28 protein-coding genes are annotated in these 25,149 nt (G+C 48.6%); 18 read left to right on the top strand and 10 right to left on the bottom strand.

Features of this window, described 5'->3' with window-relative positions:
• Nucleotides 1-14 precede the first annotated feature (14 nt).
• The 3 genes from KNO98_RS05500 to KNO98_RS05490 all read right to left on the bottom strand — a co-directional run bounded on the left by KNO98_RS05500 (nucleotide 15) and on the right by KNO98_RS05490 (nucleotide 3,371).
• Nucleotides 15-1,124, bottom strand: coding sequence for a low temperature requirement protein A (locus KNO98_RS05500; protein WP_214699628.1), 1,110 nt, complete (start codon nucleotides 1,122-1,124; stop codon nucleotides 15-17).
• An 86-nt stretch (nucleotides 1,125-1,210) separates the two neighbouring features.
• Nucleotides 1,211-2,158 (bottom strand): LLM class oxidoreductase, encoded by a 948-nt coding sequence (locus tag KNO98_RS05495; protein WP_214699626.1) that lies wholly within the window; start codon nucleotides 2,156-2,158, stop codon nucleotides 1,211-1,213.
• Between the two features lie 10 nt (nucleotides 2,159-2,168).
• Nucleotides 2,169-3,371 (bottom strand): MFS transporter, encoded by a 1,203-nt coding sequence (locus KNO98_RS05490; protein ID WP_214699624.1) that lies wholly within the window; start codon nucleotides 3,369-3,371, stop codon nucleotides 2,169-2,171.
• 263 nt (nucleotides 3,372-3,634) lie between these two features.
• Between KNO98_RS05490 and KNO98_RS05485 the strand changes: the two genes are divergently transcribed.
• From KNO98_RS05485 to KNO98_RS05470, 4 genes are all read left to right on the top strand, one after another.
• Nucleotides 3,635-3,961, top strand: coding sequence for a winged helix-turn-helix transcriptional regulator (locus KNO98_RS05485; RefSeq protein WP_214699623.1), 327 nt, complete (start codon nucleotides 3,635-3,637; stop codon nucleotides 3,959-3,961).
• A gap of 81 nt (nucleotides 3,962-4,042) precedes the next feature.
• Complete coding sequence (locus KNO98_RS05480; protein ID WP_214699621.1) at nucleotides 4,043-4,546, top strand: cupin domain-containing protein; 504 nt, start codon at nucleotides 4,043-4,045, stop codon at nucleotides 4,544-4,546.
• Nucleotides 4,543-5,436, top strand: a complete 894-nt coding sequence (locus KNO98_RS05475; protein WP_305798370.1) for an aldo/keto reductase — start codon at nucleotides 4,543-4,545, stop codon at nucleotides 5,434-5,436. The genes KNO98_RS05480 and KNO98_RS05475 overlap by 4 nt, the downstream gene beginning before the upstream one ends.
• 134 nt (nucleotides 5,437-5,570) lie before the next feature.
• Nucleotides 5,571-6,638, top strand: a complete 1,068-nt coding sequence (locus tag KNO98_RS05470) for a DUF389 domain-containing protein (RefSeq protein ID WP_214699619.1) — start codon at nucleotides 5,571-5,573, stop codon at nucleotides 6,636-6,638.
• Between the two features lie 33 nt (nucleotides 6,639-6,671).
• On the opposite strand, the gene KNO98_RS05465 is transcribed toward KNO98_RS05470, so the two are convergent.
• Nucleotides 6,672-8,366, bottom strand: a complete 1,695-nt coding sequence (locus tag KNO98_RS05465) for a M3 family oligoendopeptidase (RefSeq protein WP_214699617.1) — start codon at nucleotides 8,364-8,366, stop codon at nucleotides 6,672-6,674.
• Between the two features lie 208 nt (nucleotides 8,367-8,574).
• Here KNO98_RS05465 and KNO98_RS05460 point away from each other — a divergent pair, with 208 nt between their 5' ends.
• Both KNO98_RS05460 and KNO98_RS05455 read left to right on the top strand, forming a co-directional pair.
• Nucleotides 8,575-9,075 (top strand): PTS sugar transporter subunit IIA, encoded by a 501-nt coding sequence (locus KNO98_RS05460; protein WP_026825358.1) that lies wholly within the window; start codon nucleotides 8,575-8,577, stop codon nucleotides 9,073-9,075.
• 91 nt (nucleotides 9,076-9,166) lie between these two features.
• The gene (locus KNO98_RS05455; RefSeq protein ID WP_026825359.1) at nucleotides 9,167-9,766 is read left to right on the top strand and encodes a helix-turn-helix domain-containing protein; all 600 of its coding nucleotides are present in this window, start codon (nucleotides 9,167-9,169) and stop codon (nucleotides 9,764-9,766) included.
• Between the two features lie 69 nt (nucleotides 9,767-9,835).
• On the opposite strand, the gene KNO98_RS05450 is transcribed toward KNO98_RS05455, so the two are convergent.
• From KNO98_RS05450 to KNO98_RS05440, 3 genes are all read right to left on the bottom strand, one after another.
• A complete protein-coding gene (locus tag KNO98_RS05450; RefSeq protein ID WP_026825360.1) occupies nucleotides 9,836-10,261 on the bottom strand; it encodes a hypothetical protein in 426 nt (141 codons plus the stop codon).
• Nucleotides 10,262-10,325: 64 nt separating this feature from the next.
• On the bottom strand, nucleotides 10,326-11,519 hold the full coding sequence (locus tag KNO98_RS05445) for an ABC transporter permease (protein WP_214699615.1): 1,194 nt from the start codon (nucleotides 11,517-11,519) through the stop codon (nucleotides 10,326-10,328).
• Entirely contained in the window at nucleotides 11,509-12,399 is an 891-nt protein-coding gene (locus tag KNO98_RS05440) for an ABC transporter ATP-binding protein (protein WP_214699613.1), read from the bottom strand. Before KNO98_RS05440 ends, KNO98_RS05445 begins: the two co-directional genes overlap by 11 nt.
• 117 nt (nucleotides 12,400-12,516) lie before the next feature.
• Here KNO98_RS05440 and KNO98_RS05435 point away from each other — a divergent pair, with 117 nt between their 5' ends.
• Both KNO98_RS05435 and KNO98_RS05430 read left to right on the top strand, forming a co-directional pair.
• Nucleotides 12,517-13,461: a VOC family protein gene (locus KNO98_RS05435; protein WP_214699611.1), complete on the top strand. Its 945-nt coding sequence runs from the start codon at nucleotides 12,517-12,519 to the stop codon at nucleotides 13,459-13,461.
• The gene (locus tag KNO98_RS05430) at nucleotides 13,458-14,057 is read left to right on the top strand and encodes an alpha/beta hydrolase (RefSeq protein WP_026825364.1); all 600 of its coding nucleotides are present in this window, start codon (nucleotides 13,458-13,460) and stop codon (nucleotides 14,055-14,057) included. The genes KNO98_RS05435 and KNO98_RS05430 overlap by 4 nt, the downstream gene beginning before the upstream one ends.
• Nucleotides 14,058-14,062: 5 nt before the next feature.
• Here KNO98_RS05430 and KNO98_RS05425 read toward each other — a convergent pair whose 3' ends face one another.
• On the bottom strand, nucleotides 14,063-14,551 hold the full coding sequence (locus KNO98_RS05425) for a hypothetical protein (RefSeq protein ID WP_214699609.1): 489 nt from the start codon (nucleotides 14,549-14,551) through the stop codon (nucleotides 14,063-14,065).
• A gap of 444 nt (nucleotides 14,552-14,995) precedes the next feature.
• Between KNO98_RS05425 and KNO98_RS05420 the strand changes: the two genes are divergently transcribed.
• The 6 genes from KNO98_RS05420 (at nucleotide 14,996) to KNO98_RS05395 (ending at nucleotide 19,511) form a co-directional block, all read left to right on the top strand.
• A complete protein-coding gene (locus KNO98_RS05420; RefSeq protein ID WP_214699607.1) occupies nucleotides 14,996-15,358 on the top strand; it encodes a hypothetical protein in 363 nt (120 codons plus the stop codon).
• Nucleotides 15,359-15,376: 18 nt separating this feature from the next.
• Nucleotides 15,377-16,432 carry an acyltransferase family protein gene (locus tag KNO98_RS05415; protein WP_214699605.1) on the top strand — a complete coding sequence of 352 codons (1,056 nt, stop codon included), beginning with the start codon at nucleotides 15,377-15,379 and terminating at the stop codon, nucleotides 16,430-16,432.
• Nucleotides 16,433-16,507: 75 nt separating this feature from the next.
• Nucleotides 16,508-16,843: an Asp23/Gls24 family envelope stress response protein gene (locus tag KNO98_RS05410; RefSeq protein WP_026825368.1), complete on the top strand. Its 336-nt coding sequence runs from the start codon at nucleotides 16,508-16,510 to the stop codon at nucleotides 16,841-16,843.
• Nucleotides 16,844-17,043: 200 nt separating this feature from the next.
• Nucleotides 17,044-17,709, top strand: a complete 666-nt coding sequence (gene pgmB, locus KNO98_RS05405) for a beta-phosphoglucomutase (RefSeq protein ID WP_214699603.1) — start codon at nucleotides 17,044-17,046, stop codon at nucleotides 17,707-17,709.
• Between the two features lie 218 nt (nucleotides 17,710-17,927).
• Nucleotides 17,928-18,335 (top strand): Rok-like winged helix domain-containing protein, encoded by a 408-nt coding sequence (locus KNO98_RS05400; protein WP_026825370.1) that lies wholly within the window; start codon nucleotides 17,928-17,930, stop codon nucleotides 18,333-18,335.
• A gap of 123 nt (nucleotides 18,336-18,458) precedes the next feature.
• Nucleotides 18,459-19,511, top strand: coding sequence for a glycosyltransferase family 4 protein (locus tag KNO98_RS05395; protein ID WP_214699601.1), 1,053 nt, complete (start codon nucleotides 18,459-18,461; stop codon nucleotides 19,509-19,511).
• Between the two features lie 41 nt (nucleotides 19,512-19,552).
• Here KNO98_RS05395 and KNO98_RS05390 read toward each other — a convergent pair whose 3' ends face one another.
• Both KNO98_RS05390 and KNO98_RS05385 read right to left on the bottom strand, forming a co-directional pair.
• Nucleotides 19,553-20,560 (bottom strand): LCP family protein, encoded by a 1,008-nt coding sequence (locus tag KNO98_RS05390; protein WP_214699599.1) that lies wholly within the window; start codon nucleotides 20,558-20,560, stop codon nucleotides 19,553-19,555.
• 41 nt (nucleotides 20,561-20,601) lie between these two features.
• Nucleotides 20,602-21,243 carry a YigZ family protein gene (locus KNO98_RS05385; protein ID WP_026825373.1) on the bottom strand — a complete coding sequence of 214 codons (642 nt, stop codon included), beginning with the start codon at nucleotides 21,241-21,243 and terminating at the stop codon, nucleotides 20,602-20,604.
• Nucleotides 21,244-21,421: 178 nt separating this feature from the next.
• On the opposite strand from KNO98_RS05385, the gene KNO98_RS14810 reads away from it, so the two are divergent.
• From KNO98_RS14810 to treR, 4 genes are all read left to right on the top strand, one after another.
• Complete coding sequence (locus tag KNO98_RS14810) at nucleotides 21,422-22,546, top strand: sensor histidine kinase (RefSeq protein ID WP_214699597.1); 1,125 nt, start codon at nucleotides 21,422-21,424, stop codon at nucleotides 22,544-22,546.
• Between the two features lie 22 nt (nucleotides 22,547-22,568).
• Nucleotides 22,569-23,261, top strand: a complete 693-nt coding sequence (locus tag KNO98_RS05375) for a response regulator transcription factor (RefSeq protein ID WP_305798369.1) — start codon at nucleotides 22,569-22,571, stop codon at nucleotides 23,259-23,261.
• 95 nt (nucleotides 23,262-23,356) lie between these two features.
• Nucleotides 23,357-24,205 (top strand): DegV family protein, encoded by an 849-nt coding sequence (locus KNO98_RS05370; RefSeq protein ID WP_214699595.1) that lies wholly within the window; start codon nucleotides 23,357-23,359, stop codon nucleotides 24,203-24,205.
• A gap of 45 nt (nucleotides 24,206-24,250) precedes the next feature.
• Nucleotides 24,251-24,961 carry a trehalose operon repressor gene (treR, locus tag KNO98_RS05365; protein WP_026825377.1) on the top strand — a complete coding sequence of 237 codons (711 nt, stop codon included), beginning with the start codon at nucleotides 24,251-24,253 and terminating at the stop codon, nucleotides 24,959-24,961.
• Nucleotides 24,962-25,149 lie beyond the last annotated feature (188 nt).

Raw genomic sequence — 25,149 nt, 5'->3', positions numbered from 1 at the left:
GGTTCTGGCTTGTTTTACGTTTCTTCCCGCTTTGTTTTTAAGAAAGGGAGTGGGGCGATGATTGAAATGTAGTAAATAAACGTAATGACGAGCAAGAGTATGACTGCCGGTAAATATGGTGCGATGAGTGGGATGACGAGCAGGACTGCAAGAAACGCGAGTCGCTTCCAAGATAGATTGAAAAATAGCCGATTGAAGTAAATGACACCATATCCAAACAGGACGATGGCGACATACAGCGTGATCCGATGTGCCAAATCGAGTGTCTGCATCGGATCGTGTATGATTGCAATCTTCACGACGGCGAGTAAAATGATGCCGAGAAACATCGAGAGGTGTGACCAATAGAATCCGGCCTTAGCTGTCTGATCTCGTTTATCCGTGTGCATGTTATAGAATCGATTTTCACGTTTTTCATCGTCTTTCACATAGGAGTACCAGAGTAGAACGGTTAGGGTGAGTGCTATAATCATCGTCAAGACGACATCGGACGTTAAATCCTCATCAATCGCGGCTCGACCGGTCGAAGCAATTGTTTCACCAAGGGCAATGACCAAGATGAGATAATGACGCTCAAGGAAGTGCCAGGATGACACTTCGAATTGACCTCTGTTTTTTTGTACGAGGGGTCCCAATACCGCCACAATCGCGACAATTCCCCATACAATCAGGCGCACATTGCCCTCGAACAGCGAAGCGACAAGGATGATGATGCTAAACGAGATATTATATGGAACGATGGCGAGCATAGCCTTTTTCGTATCGTCATTACTGTGAAGCAAGAACAATGTTGAATGTACTGCGACAATCACTAAAAAACCAAGTCCAAAAATAAATCCATCTTGATTGTATGCATTTGGGATCGCGACGGAAATCAACATGAAGCCAATCATTCCGAGCGTTATGAAGATTTGATGATTTCTTCTGGTCAGTTTGGTCGTATTCGTCAACCAAATATACCCTTCAAAGATATACCAAATGAGAGCCATGAGAACGAGAACCTCTAAAAACGTATGAATAGTGAGATGACGTTCAAGTTTTAAGGTGAGTTGTATGAACGTAAAAACAAAAACTAAATCAAAAAACAGTTCGATTTTTTCTACCTTTTCATGATGAGGGGGCATAGGAGAACTCCTTTTTCATAGATTCATTGTTATTTACCCGTCTGCTTCCCGAAAACACCCTTCATTTTGAAAAGGAAGGGCAAACATCAATCAAGTGGTGGAAAATGGGGCAACACATATTCTCCTAATTCATCCATCACTTCTTCAGCCGGGCGTTCTCCGTCGAAGAGGGCGAAGAAGAGGTGATTCACGCCGATGGCACGATACGCCTCGAGCAACTTGATCAAATGATTGCGGCCGAGTCGGAAACCGAGACGAATCGGTGTCGGTGGCTCGTCTGGGTCATGCGACAAATCAAGATGCATCGGCATCGAGAAAGGACGAAAGGCACGACCGTGTGTCTCACCACTTTCACGCCAAGCGTCAAGCACTTGTTTTTGTGCGAAAGGTGCCTGTGGGTAATACATCCACCCGTCTCCGTTCGCTCCGAGCCAGTCCATGTCTTGTTGTGCGAATCCAGTGATCATCGTCGGGATTCGTTTCTTCGGACGCGGCACGAGTGTAGCCTGTTTGACTTCCCCATAAGGTGAGTCGATTGTTGGGTAATTGTTATAAAGCGCCTGCTCCATGACACGAAGCGATTCTTTGAATTGGTCGCCGCGTGACTGGTGATCGACCCCGAGTCCTTTAAAGTCGGTACGACGGTCGCCTGACGAGATTCCGAGAATCAACCGTTCTGGGAACAACGCTTCGATCGTCGCGACTTCCTTCGCCGAACGAAGAGGATGGCGGAGCGGTAAGACGAGCGCGGACGTACCGAGCGCGATGTTTTTCGTTTGACCGAGTAAATGTGTCCCGTAGATCAACATGTCATAAATCTGACCGACGGCAGGGTCTAAGAAGTTCGGGTCTTTGAGTAGAACATCCCGTAACCAGAGCGCCGTGAAGCCGTAGTCGTCTGCCTTTTGAGCGAGTTCGACTTGACGTTCGAGTGTCGGGGTACGCATTTTGAAATTTTCTAAAGGGATGTGGAGGCCGAGCGTGAGCTCGCCCTCCCGATACATCCGGTTGTAGCTTTTATGGTTGTTGAACATAAGGTCCTCCTTAGTTTGCTTCCAAACGACGAGAGATGGCTGTCAAGATGACGGCGATGATGACCATGATGCCACCGACCCAAGGGGTATGCACAAGTCCGATTGAATCTGCGACGAGTCCACCGATTGTTGCGCCGAGGGCGATCCCGATGTTGAAGGCAGCGATGTTGAGCGCTGACGCGACATCGACAGCGGCAGGAACATATTTTTCAGCCAATTGTACGATATACAATTGAAGTCCAGGCACGTTCATGAAAGCGAGGAGACCCATCAAGACGATCGCGATGAGACCTGCCACTTTGAACGGAATCATGAACGACATGATGATCATGACGGCTGCGTGAACGATGAACATATAGAACAACGCTTTCGCCGGATTATCGTTTGCGAGCTTTCCGCCGACCGCGTTCCCGATGGCGACCGCGATTCCGTAAACGAGTAAGACGACACTGATCAAGCTCGGGCTAATTTTTGTCACGTCTTGCATGATGGGTGTCAAATACGTGAAGGCGACGAACGTTCCGCCGTAACCGAGTGCTGTGATCAAGAATCCGAGCATGAGACGACCGTTCGTGAGCAATTTCTTCATATCTGAGAACTTCGCTTGTGGTGACTGTTTCAAATCTTTTGGAATCAAGAAGAAGCTAGCGATGATCGAAACGACACCGAGTGCTGCGACGGCGAAGAAGGTGGCACGCCATCCGAACGCTTGACCGATGAAGGTACCGAGTGGGACACCTGTAACGGTCGCGACGGTTAAACCGGTGAACATGAGTGCGATGGCACTCGCTTTTTTATGTGGTGGTACGAGCTGTACAGCAATCGTTGCCCCGATTGAAAAGAAGACACCATGCGAGAATGCGGTGATAAATCGGGCGACGATCAAGAGTTCAAAGCTGGTCGAAATGGCTGAGACCAAGTTTCCGCCGATGAAGACGACCATGAGTGCCATGAGTAACGTTTTGCGGTTCATTCGGTTCGTGAGTGCTGTTAAAATCGGTGCACCGAGGGCGACGCCGATAGCGTATCCCGAGATAATGAGACCTGCGAGTGTGATGCCGATGTTTAAGTCACTTGCGATTGAGGCGAGCAGACCGACCGGGACGAACTCGGTCGTCCCGATGCCGAAGGCGCTGATTGCGAGGGCGAGTAACGCCAATCCCCCATTTTTAGGTGCCTGTTCTTCAACAGGTTGCGTGTACGGTTGATTCATGAGTAGTTCCTCCTAGTTGATGAAAAATGATGTGGAAGACGAGGGCCCTTCGTCTCCGGATAGCAAAGACATCTCACTTCCCTCTATTGTTCAGTACGGTCGAAAAAGTACCTTACCGTCTCAAAAGGAAGATACAAGCGAAATGAACTTGTATAGATTTGCTATAGTTGCTATCATAAGTGCATGAAAACAGTTTGAGAAGTACGTACTTTTTAGTGCGGTAGGCACCAAAAAGTGCCTATGGGAGAAATGGAGGGAATGATATGCCATATAATATTCCGGTCGAAGCGACACTTGACGTCATCGGTGGTAAATGGAAAGTCGTCATTATGTGTCATTTGATCAAGGATGAGCGTCGGACGAGTGAACTTCGTAAGCTCATGCCGAACATCACCCAAAAGATGCTCACCCAACAGTTGCGTGAGCTCGAAGCGGATGGGGTCGTCGTACGTACGGTATACGAGCAGGTCCCACCGAAAGTCATCTACTCGTTATCAGAGTACGGATGGTCACTCAAACCCATTTTAGACGCCATGTGCGCCTGGGGTGAGTGTCATATCGATCAGTCCGGAGAAGAGGTCATCTCATAACCTTTACGGTCGTCCATGATGGGCGACCGTTTTTTGTATAGTAAAGTCGGGTACAGGGACAGAGACAAGGAGGGAGTTAGGATGGACTTAGTGACCTTTATGTTTACAGATGACGGTTCCATTCCGAATCATCCGGATTATCCGGCGCTCTTGTATCGCGGTGTCTTTGATGACCCGAGCGGCATGCGAGAGACGTTCGCCCATAACGAATGGACGAACAGTTGGGTAAACGGGGTGTTCGACTATCATCACTATCACAGCAACTCGCATGAAGTGCTAGGCGTGGTACACGGTGAAGCGACCCTTCAACTCGGAGGAACGAACGGGGACCTCGTCCGCGTCAGTACGGGTGATGTCCTCATCTTGCCAGCAGGGACGGGACACCGCCGAATCGAGGCGAGCACAGACTTCCAAGTCGTCGGGGCATATCCGGACGGTCGCGACTATGACACGCTGACCGGGAAGACGGAAGAACGACCGGACAGCTTGAAGCGAATCGAACGAGTTGAGAAACCGACATTTGACCCTGTCTTCGGGACGACGGGTCCGTTACATGAAGCGTGGACAAAGGAGGAAATATCATGAATCAACGACTTCCACACTCTTTATTACTTGCAGCATTGAAACAGAATGTCGTCGAATTGAAAGACGGACGGGAGATGCGTACACTTGGACAAGGCACGTGGCGTATGGGGGAAGAGGCATCGAAGCACGACGCTGAGGTCGAAGCGCTCCGAACGGGGCTCGACTGTGGGCTCCATGTCATCGACACGGCAGAAATGTACGGAGAAGGGGAATCCGAGAAGTTAGTCGGTGAAGCCATTCAAGACCGACGCGAGGACGTCTTCCTCGTCTCGAAGGTGTATCCGTACAATGCGTATGGCGATAAACTCGTCAAAGCATGCGATGCGTCACTCGAACGACTCGGGACGGATTATCTCGATCTCTACTTACTTCACTGGCGAGGCGACGCCCCGCTTGAGGAAACGATTGCCGGGATGGAGCAGCTCAAGGCAGAGGGCAAGATTCGGGCGTGGGGTGTCTCGAACTTCGACGTCGAGGATATGAAAGAGCTTCTCGCATTGCCGAACGGTGACCATTGTGCGGTCAACCAAGTACTCTATCATCTCGGCAGCAGAGGGATTGAATATGACCTGCTTCCTTACATGAAGGAACAAGGCATCCCGGTCATGGCGTACGCCCCGCTCGCTGAAGGAAGTGACGTGAAAAAAGACGTCTTCGAAAATGAGGCGGTCAATCGAATCGCGGAGGCGTATAGTGCCTCGGTCGCGCAAATTTTACTTGCCTGGACGATTCGGAGCGGACATGTGATTGCGATCCCGAAAGCGGGACAGGCCAAGCACGTCGAGGAGAATGCCGCAGCGCTCTTGCTCGATTTGAATGAGGAAGATTTTGCGGCGTTCGATGAAGCTTTCCCACCACCGACGACAAAACAACCGTTAGATGTTATTTGACGATGTGAACTGGACCGATCAATGGTCCAGTTTTTCTTTTGTCGAAATCGATTGTCACGCACATGTTGCGGGTAAATAAAGGAAGGACTTGCTTGTGTAGAGGAGACTGATACGACAAGGGAGCTGAAAACAGAATGGAACAGACGTTTACCGCGGAAGAGTTCAAAGAGAAGATGTACTCGAATTTGAAAGTGCGGCCGAGTGATTCGGTTATTTTGATGTGCTCGATTTTTATCGCGTCTATCGGATTAAACATGAATTCGATCCCCATCATTATCGGGGCGATGTTGATTTCACCTCTCATGACGCCGATTTTAAGTATCGGTCTTGCCCTCTCACTTTATGATATGAAACTGCTACGGGCAGGGATACGTCTGCTTCTCGTTCAAGTCGCGGTCAGTCTGACGGTCGCTACAATCTATTTCGCGATTTCTCCCATCACGTATGCGAGTAATGAAATCATCGCACGGACCGAACCGACGATTTGGGATGTCATCATCGCATTTGCCGGAGGGACTGCAGGGATTATCGGGGCGCAAAAGAAAATGAGCAACAATATCGTCCCGGGTGTCGCCATTGCGACAGCGCTTATGCCCCCGCTTTGTACGGTCGGGTATTCGATTGCGACACGTAACCTTGATTATTTAATTGGTTCGAGCTATCTCTTTATCATCAACTGTTCGTTTATCGCGATCGCCACGTTCATCGGGGTCAAGTTCATGGGCATTTCACAGGAATTGACCAAGCAGGATGTAAACCATAAAAAGGTTAATCGTCTTTTGATCGGACTGTCCGTTCTAATCGTCCTGCCGAGTATTGCTTCCGCGACCACACTCGTACAGGACAGCATCATCCGGACCGGGATCAACAATTTTGTCGAGAACGAGTTCTCAGACGCCATTATCATCAGTCAGGACTACCAGGAAGATGATGATTTGCTTCTCGTGACGACGACCGGGGAGAGGTTAACCCAGGAAGAATTGGCGGATATCGAGTCGAGGTTACCTGACTATGGACTGCATGCGATTGAACTCTCGGTGACACAAGTGCCAGATTTGAACGGGTTGTCCGGAGAGAAGGTGGCCGAGCTGCTTCAAAAATATTTAGAAAGCCGCCTGCAACAGTTCAACTTGTTTGACAGTCGTCAAATCGATTTGGAAGACTTGCCGTTCGAACTGCAGAACGAAGTCAACCCAAACTAAAAGACCATCGATTGTTTTCGATGGTCTGACTCGTTAGTTCGCGAGCGGATGTTTCAAGAGATAGTCTTCGATTTGATCGATCGTTTCTTTCAACACGCCGTCTGAGAACGGAGACTTGAGACCAGCCAGTTCGACGAGCTCGAGGAACGAACGGCTGCCGCCTGCCTGACAAAGTGTGAGGTAATCGCTCCAAGCCGCTTCGCGGTCTTCATGCATGCGTACCCAGAACTGGAACGCACACACTTGCGCGAGCGTGTAGTCGATATAATAGAACGGGCTCTGGAAGATGTGACCTTGTTGGTGCCACCATGCGCCCGACTCGAGATAGTCGTTCGTCTCATAATCGCGGTGCGGGAGATAGACCTTCTCCAAATCGCGCCATGCTTGACGACGTTCGGCTGCTGTCATCTCCGGGTTGCGGTAAACGACGTGTTGGAACTCATCGACGAGCACGCCGTATGGAAGGAACGTCATGCTGCCGGCCAAGTGGTTAAACTTGTACTTGTCGACTTGGTCGCCGAAGAAGAGCTCCATCCATGGCCAACAGAAGAACTCCATCGACATCGAATGGATCTCACACGCCTCGTACGTCGGAAAGGCGTATTCTGGAGTCGTCAAATGACGGCTCTCATACACTTGGAAGGCGTGACCGACTTCATGCGTGAGGACGTCGATATCCCCGGCAGTTCCATTAAAGTTTGAGAAGATGAACGGAAGTCCTTCAGACGGTAAGTACGTGCAATAGCCACCGCCAGATTTACCTGGTTTCGCCGTCAAATCGAGGGCGCCGCGTTCCTGCATGTATTGGAAGAACTCGTCTGTCTCATTTGAGAGCTCACGGTACATCTTGTTCCCACCTTCGATGATGAACGACTCGTCCCCTTGCGGTGTCGCGTTACCGTCCGGGAAGACGAACGACTCATCGTAGTAATAGAGGTGGTCGACGCCGATTCGTTTCGCCTGTTTTTCTTTCAAAGCGGAAGCGAGCGGTACGATGACGTCACGAACTTGCTTGCGGAAGTTGTCGACCATCGACTCGTCATAGCCGACACGCTGCATCCGTGCATAGCCGAGCTCAACGAACGACGGGAAGCCAAGCGCGTGAGCGATTTCTGTACGCACACGTACGAGTTCGCCGTAAATGCGGTCGAGCTCGTCGCCGTTGTCTGAGAGATATGTATAGCGAGCGACGGATGCTGCTTTTCGGACATCGCGGTCTGGTGACTGGAGATACGGACCGAACTGTGACAGGTTGAGCGTCTTGCCGTCAAATTCGATTTGTGCCGCTGACATGACTTTTTGATAGGTCGTCGCGAGACGGTTCTCTTCTTGCAGTTTCGGGATGAGCGACTCCTCGAACGTCTCGAGCGCACGCTCGGCGAGAGAAAATAATTGACTACCCCATTCGGCTTCGAGTTCAGTGCGAAGCTCGTGGTTCGTCAAGACACGGTAGTACACTTGGATTTCTTTCTCGTAGACGGGAAGTGCATCGTCAAAGAAAGATTGTTCTTCCTCATAAAAAGTATCGCGTGTATCGACCGAGTGTCGGATCGCGACGAGTTGACTTTGTGTTTCAAAGTCATTACGTTCCTTGTTGATTTGGCGAATGAGTTCGTTCGCTTCTTCGAGTGTACTCGCTTGCTGTAATTCGGCAGAATAGTCCGACAATCTGCTGTTCAGAGCGTCCAAGTCGGGTCGTTCATATGACAATTTTGTGAAAGTCGTCATTGTAAGCGCCTCCATCGTGTGAAATTTTTACAAAGTGTAAAAAGGGCTTGCAAAAGCGATTGCACACTCGTATTCTTACGATGTGTAAAACGATTTCGCACTACCTTATTACCACTATACCGTTTATAAGGTAGGGATTGAAGTTTTAGCTTTTCGGGTATAAAAGGTAAGACTTCGATTCAATAGAACATGTTGGAGGGATTAAGCTATGGGATTCTTTAAAAAACTATTTGGTGGTAAAGAAGAACAACTCAACGCGGTTTCACCGCTTACAGGAAAGGTCATCGACATCACGAACGTACCGGACCAAGTATTCTCGCAAAAAATGATGGGTGACGGAATCGCAATCGAGCCGACAGAAGGTAAAGTCGTCTCACCGGTCAGCGGAACAATCGCAACAGTATTTCCGACGAAACACGCAATCGGTATCAATGCGGACAACGGTGCGGAGTACTTGATTCACATCGGTCTTGATACGGTAAACCTTAAAGGCGAAGGCTTCGAGACGCACGTCACAGAAGGACAATCTGTCAAAGCAGGTGACCCGCTCGTCACGTTCGACCTCGACTTCATCAAAGCGAACGCTCCATCAACAATTACTCCGGTCATCATCACGAACCATGACAGCTTCGGCGTGAACAAACTTGTCGCAGAAGGCGATACAGTGACAGCTGGATCTTCAGAAGTCGTAGAATTGACGAAGAAATAAGAAAACGATTGATCACTCGGGAGCTCATGCTTCCGAGTATTTTTTTGTGAATACGGGAATTATAATAAAAGAGAGGAAAGGGGGAAATGAGATGGATGGAAAAAATGCACCGTACCGAGGATATGGGGACCGGATTCGAATATTGCGAGAGCGGGCCGGGTTGTCGATTGAAACGCTTGCGGAACGAATCGGCGTGGCACCTTACTTTATTCGTCGCACTGAACTGAGTGAAGTGTATCCGACCATGCCTTACATAGAGGCGCTCGCAGAGACTTTACAGATTGATTCGAATTATTTGGCTCGTCACATTTGGACGGGCGAGTCGCTCAAAGTGTTAATGCGGGGAAAAGTGCCGGAACTTGAACAGATGAAGCTCGCCTATGAAGAGGCGATGCACGGCAAGTCCGTCGAAGAGATGCAACGGCAGCTCGAGGAGCGGATGCGCATCTTTGACTTGATGCATGAAGAAGAGTTGCAGCGGCTCTTCGAAGAAGACGAAGAGCCGACGTCTCACCATGCGCTTGAGGCACTAGTTGATGCGGTACTCGACCTTGGACGTTCTCATGATTCGATGCGCCACATCGTCCCATTCGCCAGATATGTAGAGCGACTCGTTCCCGAACAATTCTCGGACAACTCGTTCCAATACGCAGAGTACGGTGTCGTGGACAAATCCTATAAATTGCAATGATCGTAGGACATCTACAATTTTTGTGGCAACTAAAAAAGTGACCAGGACATTCCTGGTCACTTTTATGCATCAACGCATCGGACGCGCTTCGTAGCGTACTTTCGGACGTGTGCCGGCTAGTAAGAAACCGAGCACGATATTCAAGATTGTGAGCACCCATCCGACGTAACCGAATGTGTAGGCAAGACTCGCCAGCATCGTCTGCCAGTCGAGTAATGCTGCTGCGTCCCCGCGGAATGTGAAGCGGATGACGGTGAAGCCAATGAGTGTCGTTGCAGTAATCATGATGCCGATCCATGCGCCACCGAAGCGGGACGTCTGTGAACGTCTGCTGACCGGATACCAAAACGCGAGCGTTCCGATGAACGTACTGCCTGCATACGCAAGCAGGATTTGCCATAACGCATCCGCGTCTAAGAAAACGGTGTAACAGATGAACGTCGTGAGCGTCGTCATAAACGTAAAGATTAAGGCTGCGAGTAATCGTGATCGCATAGTTCGTTTTCCTCCTCATTTTGCACATTCTTTAGAGTAAACGAAAACGAATTTGCTGTAAACGTTATTGACGGTTTTGTAATATTTGTCGCCATTGTTTAATGGCGTTCGTACCGTAGAACAAGACACCGCCACGATAGAATTTCGAGCCGATCCACAATGTGACGCCGATTGTTCCAACCAGTAATCCGATGGAAAGCGCCACTTCCCAAACCGCCACATCGACGAGCATGACCCGAAGGAACATGAGCATCGGTGTGAAGAATGGGACGAACGAGAGGATTGTCACGATGGTCGCATCCGGGTTGTTCAACCCGAACATTGCGACGAGGAATGCCGCGACGAGGAGCATGATGACCGGCATGACCATCTGTTGTGACTCTTCGACTCGACTGACGAGTGAACCGAGGACGGCGAAAAGCGATGCGTATAACAAGTACCCGAGCAAGAAGAAGACGAGTAAATAGATGACGGCCCGTGCGTTCCCGGCGTTCTCGATGACGGTTGATGCCAGCTCACTGCCACTCGCACTCACATAACCGAATCCGAGGAAGATCCCGATTTGGATGAGGGCGAGCGTCCCGATGGCCGTCACTTTCGCAAGCATATGGGTGACCGGATGGGTCGTCGAGATGATGAGCTCCATGACACGTGACGACTTTTCTGTCGTCACCTCTGTCGCAATCATCGATCCATACGTGATGATGGAAATATAAAGGAGCATCAACATGACGTAGACGAGTGCAGAGGAAGAAAGAAGTTCGTCGGAGTTCTCACCACCGCGTCCGAGGTACGACTCGTCGAGTTGGATCGGTTCGCTGAGGGAAGCGATGACCGCGGGATCGACATCGGATGACTCAATTAGCTCCGCATTTCGCAACTGTTGCAACGACGTTTGCAAGAGGGCGGTGAATTCCTGCTCCGGACGTTCAGAGATGACGCGGGCATCATATCCGTCAACAAAGGCGACGACACCGTATTCTCCGTCATTAATACCGGCACGAGCCTCTTCCTCGGTGATGTCACTCGTGGCAACATCTTCATAACCGAGGGACTGCATCGTATCGACGAGTTCCGTGTTCTCCGAAACGACGAGAGCGCTCGCCTGCTCGGAGTCCTCAAACGTAGACATGATGCGGTCGATGTTCGTGAACGCGAAAATGAACAGGATCGTCAACGCCGTCGAGATGAGGAATGCCTTCGAACGGACTCTAGATTTGAGTGTGAACGCATAGAGCGGTCCAAAATTATGAAACATGCTGTCCGACCTCCTTAATAAAGATGTCATTGAGCGATACGGGCTGACGCATGAACGTCTTCACATTCGCTTGATGGCGGACGAGTGTCGATAGGACGGCGTCGCTGTCTTCGAATGAATGCAGACGAACTAAGTGACCGGACTTGTATGGTTCGATCGCTTCGACGACAGGAAGCGATTCAAGTACTCGAATCTGGTCTGTCTCGATGAAAAGGGCCGGCTCAGCGTAGCGCGACTTGATGGTCGGAACGTCGCCACTCACGACGGCACGTCCGCCTTTTAAGATGCCGACATGTTGACACAGTTCTTCGACATGCTCCATTCGATGGCTCGAGAAGACGATGGTCGTCCCGGCGTCACGCAATGCGAGCACCTCACGTTTCAGTATCTCGACGTTGACCGGGTCAAGTCCGCTGAACGGTTCGTCTAAGATGACGAGTTCAGGGTTATGGAGCAGGGCGGCCACGAGCTGAATCTTCTGCTGATTCCCTTTTGAGAGTTGTTCAACGCGCATCGTCTCATACTGGGGAATCTCGAGGCGTTCAAGCCACGACTTGACCGCACGTTTAGCCTCACTTCCACGCATGCCTTTTAAGCTAGCGAGAAAGACGAGCTGTTCGCGCACCTGTGACTTCGGATATAATCCTCGTTCTTCGGGCAAATAGCCGACGATGCGGTGGTCGACCGCTTTGCCGTTCCACGTGATATTTCCATCGGTAGGCTTCAAGATGTCGAGAATCATGCGGAACGTCGTCGTCTTGCCGGCACCGTTCGCACCAAGCAATCCAAACATTTCACCTTGTGGGACACGAAAGGTGAGACCGTCGACTGCTGTATAGTCACCGAACTCTTTCGTGACTCGTTCGATATGTAATGCCATGTTCATCTACCTCCTTAAGATGTCTCTTCTCTTATCGTACGCCACTATGAGCAAAAAGTTTCACTTTTTCTGGTCAATGATTTATCTTGAAATCAAGATAATAAAAGGAGGATGACAATGAACACGCAGTCTACAGGGATCCATCACATCTCATTGATGGTACAAGACCCGCAACGCACGCTTGATTTTTATGGAGAAGTCCTCGGTCTCCGCTTCGTGAAACAGACCGTCAACTTTGATGATCCAGGCACGTATCATCTCTATTTTGGGGATGAGGTCGGCACGCCCGGTACGGTCATCACGTTCTTCCCAATCTCAGGGTTAGGGAAAGGGCAGGTCGGGAGCGGACAGATCGGTGTGACGGCCTATCTCGTGCCGGCAGGAAGTTTACCGTTCTGGGAAGAAAGACTACAACAACACGGGATTGCGACCGTCGCCACAGAACGGTTTGATGAGGCGTCTCTGTTGTTCGAGGACCCGGATGGACTCGTCGTCGAGCTCGTCGCGAGACCAAGCTCGAAACAGACACGTTGGGTCGTCGAAGGAATCACAAAGGATGAGGCGATCGTCGGATTCGCCGGCGCGACGTTATTGTCAAAGGATCCGGACGAGACCGTTCGTCTGTTGATCGAACTGTTAGGTTTTGAACGGGTCGCAGAAGATGAGGAATGGGTCCGTCTGATCGGGTCAGCCGATTACGCGAACGTCATCGATGTGAAGAAGACGATTTTATCGAACGGGGTCCCAGGCACGGGAACGGTTCATCACATCGCTTGGCGTGTTGCGAACGGTGAACAGTATCCGACATGGCAAGATGCGATCTTTGACCTTGGGCTAAGACCGACCGAGGTGAAGGAACGTAACTATTTCCGCTCCGTCTATTTCCATGATGCCGGACGCATCCTGCACGAACTTGCGACGGACGTACCTGGATTCACTGTGGACGAGTCGATTGATTCACTCGGTGAGACGCTTCGTTTGCCATCATGGCTAGAAGAAAAACGGGACCACATCTCTCGTACATTGCCAACCATTAAACTACCGAAAGGAGAACGAATATGATTCATCAATTCATTCAAGGAACGAAAGAGACGACGCTCGTCTTGTTGCACGGAACAGGAGGAAGCGAGCAAGATTTGATCCCACTCGCGAAAGAATTGTCGACCGAGGCGAACATCTTGACGCTTCGAGGAGATGTCATTGAAAACGGGATGTCCCGTTTCTTCCGTCGTCACGCAGAAGGGGTGCTCGACTTAGAAGATTTAAAGAAGCAAACAGAGCGCTTCTTAAGCTTTTTGGACGAGGCAGCGACAAAATATGGGATTGACCGGGACAAGATGATTCCAATCGGCTATTCAAATGGAGCGAACTTGATTGGCTCGGCACTTTACCGAGCCCCGGCGTTTACCGCATCTCTTTTGTTCCATCCGATGGTATCGGACCGCTCGTTGACGCTCCCCGACTTGACAGGGAGGAACGTATTCATCTCAGCGGGAGAGCGTGACCCGATTTGTCCGAAGGCAGAAACAGAAGAGCTGACAACGACGCTCCGTAGCGCGGGAGCAGACGTCGAGCTCTTCTATCACTCGGGTGGACATGAACTTCGCATGGAAGAAGTCGAGGCGGCACGGACGTGGATTGCCACTTACCTCGACTAAGTCGTTCAAGCCATTTTTTTCGGTTTGTTCGGACGAGAGTAGACGACGAGGACACCTCGGTCAATCAAATAGGCGGCGAATAAACGTTTCGCTTCCTCAGCACGTACGGTTCGGTCGATTTGGATATACAATCGGCCGAGCTTTTTTTGTGAGGTGCGCGTGAGTAGCCAAATCGAATCGAGCGTATACTGCCAGCTTTGCAACGTGTCACCGCCGATGTATAAGTAGCGGTTTTGAGTGCGCTCGAGCAAATAATTGAGCCACCAGACGTCACGGACCAATTTGGCACAGACGCCGAGCACGAACGTGAGCCCGAGGAAAGCCATGCTAGACAATACAGGATGAATGGCAGAGAACCCATTACGGACCGATTCAAAGGCGACAATGAGTAAGCCGACGGAAAAGATGCTGACGAACCACCAGAACCCGAAATTAGAGAATGAACGTTTCGGATCGTGTACCATATGATGTCGATTCCGGATGATTGAAGCCATTCTCTCCACCTCCTTTATTAGAATATTCTGAATATTTAGTAACACCACTATACTATACTGTACCCAATCCCGTCTATTTGAATACGCATACAACATGTTGAATCTTGAGGATTTTTTGACGTTTCGGCTTGCATTCAGCGAATTGTGGGAATGATGACAGTGAAGACAAGAAAATTTTGTTGAAACGTAATTTCACTCTGCGTGGGAATCGATTATGATAGGTAAGGGAAATTTTGATGAGGTGATATGAAGTGAAGAAGATGAAGGTCGGAGAACTGAGAAATGAGTTGAAATCATTTACTCAAGAGGAACTGATTGAACTCGTCGTCAGTCTTTATAAACAACATGCCGAGGTGAAGACGACGTTGAATGGTTATTTCATTGAAGAATTTGAAGGGGATGTCATGAATCAGCTCAGACGTGACATCGTAAGTTTAGGAGAACGTGCCTCATACGGTTCAAACAATTTGCCACTCCTTAAAGAAAGGGGCTGCCATCGTCAAACAGGCAGAATATTTCAAGGAACCAGCCTTCACGGAAGGCGTACGGATTTTCTATTTGACTTATTTTAGCCCATACGTTGAACAGATGGGTGAGTTGCTAGAGGTGAGTGCCCCGAAAGAGCTCGAAGTCTATTTCAAAGAGTTTGATAAGCTACTTAAGCGAATGAAGGAAGATCCTTATACGCTCTATTTAATAAAAGATCAAGTTGACGAGTTGCTCAATGAGATCCCGATTCATGAACGTGAACAAATCCTTGTATTTTGGGAGCGTCAAAAAGCATGGACAAAAGAAAATATCGATTAGAGAACTAGAGGGAATGTTATGAGAAATTATTGGTATGACAATATTAAAGGTGTGCTCGTCCTGCTCGTCGTGTTCGGCCACTTATTGACCGATGTTCGCGGTGTTTACGATGACATCCTTCCAAAGTGGGTATATCTGTTCTTATATACGTTCCACATGCCGCTATTCATCATGCTCAGCGGTTACTTTTATCGAGAGAACCGTTATTTGCGTGTGATCCAGTTGTTTGTCGTCTATGTCATTTGGCAAGTCATTCTAGGGTCATGGTTCGCCTTCACAGAAGGGATTTCCATATTCTCGCTCGAGAATCCAGGACTGAATCTCTTGAAACCGTACTGGGCGCTCTGGTATTTGATGGCAATTATCTTCTGGTACATTATTACTCCGTACGTTACACAATTGAAAGGATACGTGTTGTACGCACTCTTGTTTGCGCTTCTTTTCGGGTTTCAAGCCGAGGCGACGGGCTACTTCGCATTAAGGAAAGTCATCATGTTCTATCCGTTCTTTTTAATCGGCAACTGGATGTCCGAACGAAATACGCTCAACTTCTTTGAATTGCCGAAACGGGCAGAGCAACGGAACCGTTACCGGATTGGTGGGGCAATCATATTTTTCACGCTTACGGTCGGGCTCTTGATCTCAATGCGTGTCCAACAATCCGATACGTTCTATCATATCGGGAATTTGTTCAAGTTCCGTTTCGCTTATGACACGGCCGTGCCTGAAGCGATGTGGGGTGGACCGTTCGCCTTTTTGATCGTCTACACGGTATCGTTACTCATGTCAATCAGTTTCGCACTCATCATTCCTGGTCGAAGACTCCCGATTTTCTCGCGTGCTGGACGATATAGCTTGTACGTGTATCTCGTTCACGTGTTCTTTGTTGTCGCTTGGAAAGCGTTCGTACCGGCAGGATTCATGCCGACATCTTGGCAACAATTACTCGTCTTGTTTGGAGTCGCTTTCGTGATGGTCCTTGTAATTATCAGTCCGCCGATGGTCCGTCTCTTGCGTCCCCTCGTCGAAATCGACGTGAAGCGGATACAGAATACGAAAGGTGTAAAAGGGTAAAGTCTTTTCTAAATGCTTCATTTCCGCTACACTTTATAGAGAAGAAACGAAATTAGAGTTAAGGAAGTGACCCTTATGCCGTATGAAAATGGAATGCACAGCACAGAAGGCGACGTGAACGTATCGCGTCACGTCGTTGAAATGATTGCCGCAGTCGCAGTTAAAGAAACGAAACACGTATCTTTCACACAAGAAGATACGAAGTTGTCAGAGCGTTCGCTCATGAAGCATGTGAAAGTGGACGAGTCAGAAGAAGGTATCACCATCAACTTGTCGCTTTATATCGCCTACGGGCAATCGATCATTAAGACGGTGACATCGGTTCAAGAGCGCATCACACAGGACATGGACACGATGCTTGCGATGACACCACGTTCCGTCAACGTGAAAGTCGTCGGGATTCAGCTGTAATCAGGAGAGGGGAGCCTTGAAGCTCTCCTCTTTTTTGATTTTTGCGAAATCGGTTGCATCAAGATAACGTTTTCATTTATAATAGAAATCGAACAAGTGCAACCGTTTGCATCATTGACCAAACGTGCAACGGGTACTTGTCAAGTTCCCTAAATGTAGTCTGACGACACAAGCATTTGAAGGAAAGGCGGAAAGCAAGTATGTCAACGATTGAAGCAGTTATTTTCGATTTAGATGGTGTCATTACTGACACGGCAGAGTACCATTACCTCGCTTGGAAGCAACTCGGAGAAGAACTCGGAATTCCTTTTGACCGCGAATTCAACGAAACACTCAAAGGAGTGAGTCGGACCGAGTCGCTTGAGCGGATTCTTACGCTCGGCGGGAAACAGGACGATTTTACACCGGAAGAGAAAGACGGACTCGCACAAAAGAAAAACGAGCATTACGTTGAACTCATTCAACATATCTCATCAGACGATCTTCTTCCTGGCATTGTTTCATTCCTCGATGAAATTAAAGAGGCGGGACTTAAAATCGGAATGGCTTCAGCTTCAAAGAATGCATTTGCGGTCGTTGACGCACTAGGTGTCCGTCATTACTTCGATCATATTGTCGATGCAGCAACTGTCGCCCAGTCGAAACCACACCCCGAAGTGTTTTTGAAGGCCGCTTCTGCCCTTGGCGTGAAACCCGAACTCGCCATTGGCGTTGAAGATGCGGCTGCCGGCGTAACTGCAATCAAAGCGGCAAATATGTTTGCTGTCGCCGTTGGAGAAGAATCGATGCTTGGTCATGCAGACCTCATCGTTACCTCTACTGACGAACTTTCACTCGAACGAATTCTCGAACGTGTTCGCGTGTAAATGACTACAATCATCTTCCGTGAGACGGCGACTGCCCCGAACAGTCGCCGTCTTTTTTTGAGTCAAAAGTCCTAAATAGACAATTTCGCCCAAAAAGTGATGACAAACACATTACAAATCCGTTACACTTTTATAGAAGATATAGAGGGATTATTAGGAATTATTGATTTAAAATAGGGAATTTCTCATTATAATTGGATGTAGAAGGGGATTTGTGTATGGAATCTACGAATGTCAACGAGCATATTTATCGAGAATTGATGGAAATCGAAGAATCATATCGTCAGTTACAGCGACGTGCTGAATATTTGATTGCAGAATTGAGTCGAGAACGAGAAGAAAAAGACTCAACGTCTGATGCGTCTAAACGCCTACGACCAAGACGTGTCAATCAACGATATCCTCTTGAAGTATATGTTCATCAAGTAACCGACCTTTTAAAGGAACGTCAAACGATGAGCGTGCGTGATATTCAGATGGAGCTTGAACTTCGCTACCGTCATCACATCAGCAATATTTACCAATTGATGGTGAAAATTGAAGGCGTGAATCCAGAGATCAAAAAGATCGGGCGCGGTCTTTATACATACGAACCAAAAGAAGAAGTTGCCGCGACACTTTCATAATGTACAGCCGATGGGGCACGCCCCATCGGCTTTTGTTGTAAACGGACTGATATCAAACCATCGATTCAAAATATGATATAATTCGCCAGAGTCTTATTTTTTTGAGAGAGGAACTGTCGGCCCATGTTATGGATTGCCATGTTGGTCAGTTTTGTGATGGCCATCTTGATTACACCGCTCGTTCGCCGATTCGCATTTTTTATAGGTGCGGTCGATCATCCGAACGCACGAAAAGTACATTTACGGACGATGCCACGTATCGGTGGTCTCGCGATTTTTATCGCATTCTTCATCGGCTATGCCTTGTTACTTCCGACAAGCCGCTATAACGACGCCATCTTGATCGGGGCCGTTGTCATTCTCCTTACAGGACTGATTGATGACCGGTTCCAGTTGTCGGCTCGCGTGAAGCTGATGGGGCAAATGATTGCGACGGTCATCGTCTTGAACTCGGGGATGCGCATCGAACTCGTCAATCTTCCGTTTGATCAGCAACTATATCTCGGGTCATGGAGTATTCCGGTCACGGTCCTTTGGTTGATTGGGATCACCAATGCGATCAACTTGATCGATGGGCTCGATGGGCTCGCCGCAGGTGTGTCGAGCATCGCCCTCGGAACGATTGCTGTATTGGCAATCATTCAAGGGAACGTCTACTTGACGATGATGGCATTGCTGCTACTTGCAAGTACGCTCGGTTTTCTCGTCCACAACTTTTATCCTGCTAAAATTTTTATGGGAGATACGGGAGCCTTATTTCTCGGATATATGCTCGCCGTCTTCTCACTCATCGGTTTTAAGAATGTAACCTTGTTCTCACTCGTCGTCCCGGTCTTGTTACTTGGGTTACCCATCTCGGATACGATTTTTGCGATTGTACGTCGACTCGTCCAAGGTCGACCGCCGATGTCACCGGATAAATCACATATGCACCACCAGTTGATCGACATGGGCTTCACGACACGTCAAGCTGTCTTGCTCATGTACGGAATGACCTTATTCTTTGGAATCTCGTCAATCTTGTTTGCCAAGACAACGATGCTTGGCGCCGTCATCACATTTATCGTAGTCTTGATTGTCATCGAATTGATTGTTGAATCGACAGAATTAATTCATCCCAATTATAAACCGATTATCCGCACGTCACGGCGACTACTTGGTCGCCCGAGAACATAAAACAACCATGAGTGGTCGCTTAGCGATACTCATGGTTGTTTTTAGTACGTCGTTGTCTCGGTCATGGAGTCGTCTGTTTCATCTGTTTCCGGTTCGTCTGCGGTGACAGGCATCCCCAGTTCGGTTTGGAGGAGGGCTTGTGCATCACGAAGGTCGGTGGGGTCGAGTTCATAATAATAGACACCGTTCAACGTCAAGTCGGTCCCTTCAAGCGTTTCACGATTGAAAGACTTGAGAGATTTTACATAAGGTTGGAGTTGCGAGGCTTCCGATAATGACATATTCGTTCGGATGTTCTCGCCGACTGCGTTCATGATCCGGTTCAACTTCGTGAAAGAGTTGATTGTCGTCGCCTCGTTGATGATGGCCTCAATCACTTGTTGCTGTCGACCGGCTCGGCCGATGTCACCGGCAGGATCTTGTTTTCGCATACGAGCGTATGCGAGTGCCTCTTTTCCGTTTAGGACTTGGACGCCCGGTTCTAACTCGACGTTTCCGGTCGCTTGTCCTGAAATCGGTATGAGTACGTCGATTTCAACACCGCCGACCGCATCGACCAAATCTTCGATGCCATCGAAGTTGATGGTCGCATAGTAGTCGATTGGGATGTCGAGCAAGTTCTCGACGGTCGAAATCGTCGCGTCGATACCACCGTAAGCGTAAGCGTGGTTAATCTTGTCTTTAAAAGGGCCATTGTCGTCGATGATGATATCGACGTACGAGTCACGAGGGATACTGACGAGCGTCACTTGGCGCGACTCTTTGTTGAACGTCGCCACCATCAAGGAGTCACTTCGTCCTTCCTCGAGCGAGGCGCCGCCATCGACCCCTGCTAGTAGGACGGAGAAGTGGTCTTTCGTCAAGTCAATGGTTTCTTCACGACGCTCTGACTTGTCGCCGCGCTCCAACTCCTTGTTCGTATTTTCGGCGGTTTCATTCGCTTTGAAGACAAAATACCCGAAAGCGGAACCACCGATTAGCAATACGACACCCAACACGATGAGGACGACTTTCCAAGGTGATTTTTTCTTGCGTGGGGGTGTGTCCATGTTGTTTCCTCATTTCAGTTGTTTCTTTTAGTATAGGTGTTTCAACGTTTGAAATCACGTTCGATGATGCGTTTATCGTTGGTTTGTAGCTTACCTTGACCATTTGTTATATCCGTCATCCAAGCGAGCGCCTTATCTGTCTCTTCCACGGGTACTGAGACATGAAACGTGACCAGGTCGGCGTAGACGATGTCATCGAGCAAGTATGTGGACTGTCTCAACTCATGTTCGACTTTGCCGATCCATGTATAGTCGACAGTGAGTGTCAATTGTTGCATCTGCAAGCGCTCGACGATTCCGATCACGTCTAACCCTTCGCTAACGGTCCCGCCATACGCCCGAATGAGACCGCCACCGCCTAACTTTATTCCGCCAAAGTATCGCGTGACGACGACGACTGTGTCTTTTAGATGTCGTTTACGCAATACTTCGAGCATCGGCAAGCCCGCTGTACCGCTCGGTTCACCATCGTCATTTGCTTTTTGATGCTCGTTCCTTTCACCGATGATGTAAGCTGAACAATTGTGGTTCGCATTCCAATGCTCTTTTTTGATGCTTTGAATGAACGCTTGGGCCTCTTCTTCGGATTCGACACGTTTGAAGTGAGCGATAAATTTTGATTTTTGGATAAGGACTTCGTATGTTCCACTTTGTTTTATAGTATAATTTGACTCAGTAGACATTTCTGAAAATTCTCCTTTCTATTTTTAAATATTTTTTTTAGAATTCAAGTAGGCACATACGCTTTACATAGCGAATGGGTTTATAGAAGATCTATCATTACCGCTGTAAACCTGATTTCAAACGACGATATATAAGGATAGATGAGGATTAACTACCGAACTATTAGGGGATGGCATCGTGAATCATATTACCGATCGGACAGCTTTAGAACATATCATAACAAATATGATTGAAACGGTGACGGAAAGTAAAGAGGAAATCGTCCGTATAACCGAAAGTTCAGCAACTGAATATTCAGCAATTCAAAATGAGTTGAAAGAATTGACGGATAAAATCGAGTTCTACATCGAGGAGTCCGATCGACTCGATAGACTCGTAAAAGCTGCAAAGTCAAAGCTCGTTCAAGTCAGCAAGAAGTTTCATATACATAGTGAGCAAGAAATACGCGATGCGTACGAACGAGCGAATCAAATGCAACTTGAACGGTTTCTCGTTCAAAAAGAAGAAATGGCGGCCCAGCAGCGTCGTAACGATTTAGAGCGCCGTTTACTCATCTTAGAGGACACGATTGAACGTGCCGAAAAATTGATCGGTCGTGTTAGCGTCGTCTTGAACTTTTTACGAGACGACCTGCAGCAAGAGTATTCGGACATGATGAAAAAACAAGAGATGGCCCTCGGTGTATTCGAAGCAGCCGAGCGCGAACGGCGCCATCTTGCCCGCGAGATGCACGACGGTCCAGCGCAATCGCTTGCCCATATTTTGATTCGTGCCGATTTGATCGAAAAGACGTTTGACAAACGAGGGAAAGACGAGGCATTTGCCGAATTACATGAACTGAAAAAGTTGATTCGTGGCGCACTCGTCGATGTCCGTCGCTTGATTTATGATTTACGTCCGATGTCACTTGATGATTTAGGCTTTTTGCCGACGCTCGAGCGCTATCTCCATCAAACAGAGGAGTATACGGCCATTAAGACGCGTCTCAACTATCGTGGGTCACGCGCACGTTTGCCTGAGAAGCTAGAAATCAACGTATTCCGTCTCGTGCAAGAAGCGGTACAAAATGCGATTAAGCATGCTAAGACGTCAGAGATTATCGTCAATGTCGAACAGGGGAACGATGTGATCCATCTTCATGTCCGTGACTATGGTATCGGGTTTGAACCGAGCACGATTGGCGAAGAATCATTTGGGATTGTCGGGATGCGCGAACGAATTGAATTGGTGAACGGGAGTATCACCATCGACTCGGAAGTCGGCAAGGGGACAGTTGTCCGAATGTCGATTCCGATTCCGTGAGAGAACAAGGGGGAAGACAAACATGGATTTGACACAGACACGCATAGCAATCGTGGATGATCACGAACTGTTCCGCGAGGGATTGAAGCGGATTTTTGATTTAGAGGATGAATTTGAGGTTGTCGCAGAAGGGCGGACGGGTCGCGAAGCCATTCGCATTGCAGGTGAGCAGAAACCGGAGATTCTGATTATGGATATCAATATGCCGGACATGAATGGGATCGAGGCGACGAAGCAACTCTCACTCCTTTCGCCGGAGACACGTGTCCTCATCCTCTCGATTCACGATGATGAGTCGTATATCACGCATGCGCTCGAAGCGGGCGCCTCTGGGTTCTTGCTAAAAGAAGTGGCATCGACAGAGCTGATTTCAGCGGTTCGTGCCGTCGCTCGGGATGGGGCTTATCTTCATCCGAAAGTGACGACGAACGTTTTAAAAGAGTACCGTCGTCTCTTACAATTCAAAGGAGAACAAGCGGGTCGTGGGGTCGAGAGTCGAACAGATGACCCTGTGTATCAACTGTTGTCACGTCGTGAGGTTGAGGTATTACACCTTCTCGCTGATGGCCGATCGAACCGGGATATCAGTGACATGCTCTTTATTAGTGAGAAGACGGTCAAAAACCACGTCTCCTCCGTCCTTCGTAAAATGGACGTGAACGACCGTACGCAAGCCGTCGTGGATGCGATTCGTCGGGGTTGGGTCGAGATTTGAGCGTCACCGATGCTTTACTTCGTTTTTGTGTTACAATATGGAATGGAATCCTAACATAATTGGAAAAATGAAACGACGTAAAGTGAGGATATAGTATGGGAAACATTGCGATTTTAACCGACAGTACCGCCTACTTGTCGGATGATTTTTTGGCGCGGCATGACGTCCATGTCGCACCACTCAGTGTCATCTTCGATGGCGCGTCGTACCGTGAGTCGGTCGATATGTCGACCGAGGCGTTTTATGAGCGTATCGAGGCGGGCAATTTACCGACGACGTCGCAGCCGGTCATCGGTGAGACGGTCGAGTTGATCGAGAACTTGTCGGATGATGTGACGGACGTGATCGCCATCACACTCTCGAGTGGCATTAGCGGAACGTATCAGGCGATGATTGCGATAAATAATATGGTAGATGTAACCGTTCATGCGTTTGATTCGGAGATCTCATGTATGCCGCAAGCGTTTCTTGTCGAAGAGGCATTGCACCTCCGTGACAATGGTGCGACACCGGAAGAAATCATCGCGCGACTCGAGACGGTTCGTGATTCGATTCGCGCATACTTTGTCGTAGATGACCTCGATCATTTACAGCGTGGTGGACGGTTGAGCGCGGCGCAAGCACTCGTCGGTTCGTTCTTACAAATCAAACCGGTTCTTCACTTTCAAGATAAATCAATCGTCCCGTTTGAAAAGATTCGGACGTATAAGAAAGCAGTACGACGAATCGAAGAAATGATGGATGAATCGATTGTCGGAGATGGCGAAGGATATTGCATCGGAATCATCCATGCCAATTGTCCGGAACGTCAGGCGGACGAAATCGCTTCGATGAAGCAGAAGTTCCCAAAAGCACACATCTCGGGAAGCCATTTCGGTCCTGTCATCGGGACGCACCTTGGACCTGGTGCAATCGGCATCACTTGGTATCGTCGCGAATGGTAATAGAGACGACCGTCTAAGGTCGTCTTTTTCAATGGAGGAGGGAATGTGATGGCGAAATATCGCCAAATATTTGAGCGTCTGGCAGAAGAAATGCGTAACGGCACGAGACCGGCAGACTCAAAACTCCCATCTGAGACAGAGTTGATGTATCAATTCGAAGCCAGTCGGGGGACAGTCCGTAAGGCACTCGATCTGTTGCAGGAGAACGGGTACGTAAGGAAGCATCATGGAAAAGGCGTATTCGTGTTGAAGCGGGATCAAATCGAGTTTCAATTCAACGGCATCGTCAGTTTCTCGGAAATATATGCAAGTATGTTAGGTCGTTCCATCCAAACCCACGTCGCCTCGTTCGAAGAGATGGAGGCCCCGCCCTGGCTCGCCGAACGAATGAACCTGACACCGGGGACTCACGTGTTTCGCATTGAACGGGTCCGAAACTTTGATGGGGAGAACGTGATCTTAGACATCAATTATTTTGTCAAAGACCTCGTTCCGGGATTGACAGAAGAGATTGCAGCCCGTTCCATTTATGGATACATCGAACGGGAACTCGATCAACAAATCAGTTATGCCAAACGGAAGATTGCGGCCGAGGACGTGACGGAACTTGACCGGGAGCGGCTCGACTTGCATGACTATGAATACGTCATCGTCATCACGAACGATACGTTCTTATATGAAGGGCAACAATTTGAATATACGGAGTCGCGCCACCGATTGGACAAGTTCCAGTTCAGTGACGTCGCCCGTCGGTAAACCTCTTTCGAATAGAAGGAGGTTTTTTGTTTGAACGAGTGCGAGCAAGGAAATTTTTTACATGAATATTTGTCGAATGACGTTCATCAAAACTTATATAGATAAGTTGTTGACTTAACTTATATAGATAAGTTATACTTTGTTTGTAATCATAAGTAACCGTTTTCATAAGCAGTTTTCAAACAAAG

The sequence above is a fragment of the Exiguobacterium sp. s57 genome, from assembly GCF_018617685.1.
Taxonomy (GTDB): domain Bacteria; phylum Bacillota; class Bacilli; order Exiguobacteriales; family Exiguobacteriaceae; genus Exiguobacterium; species Exiguobacterium marinum.
The sequence above is the reverse complement of the archived record's forward strand: the minus strand, read 5'-3'. Positions and strand labels throughout refer to the sequence as shown.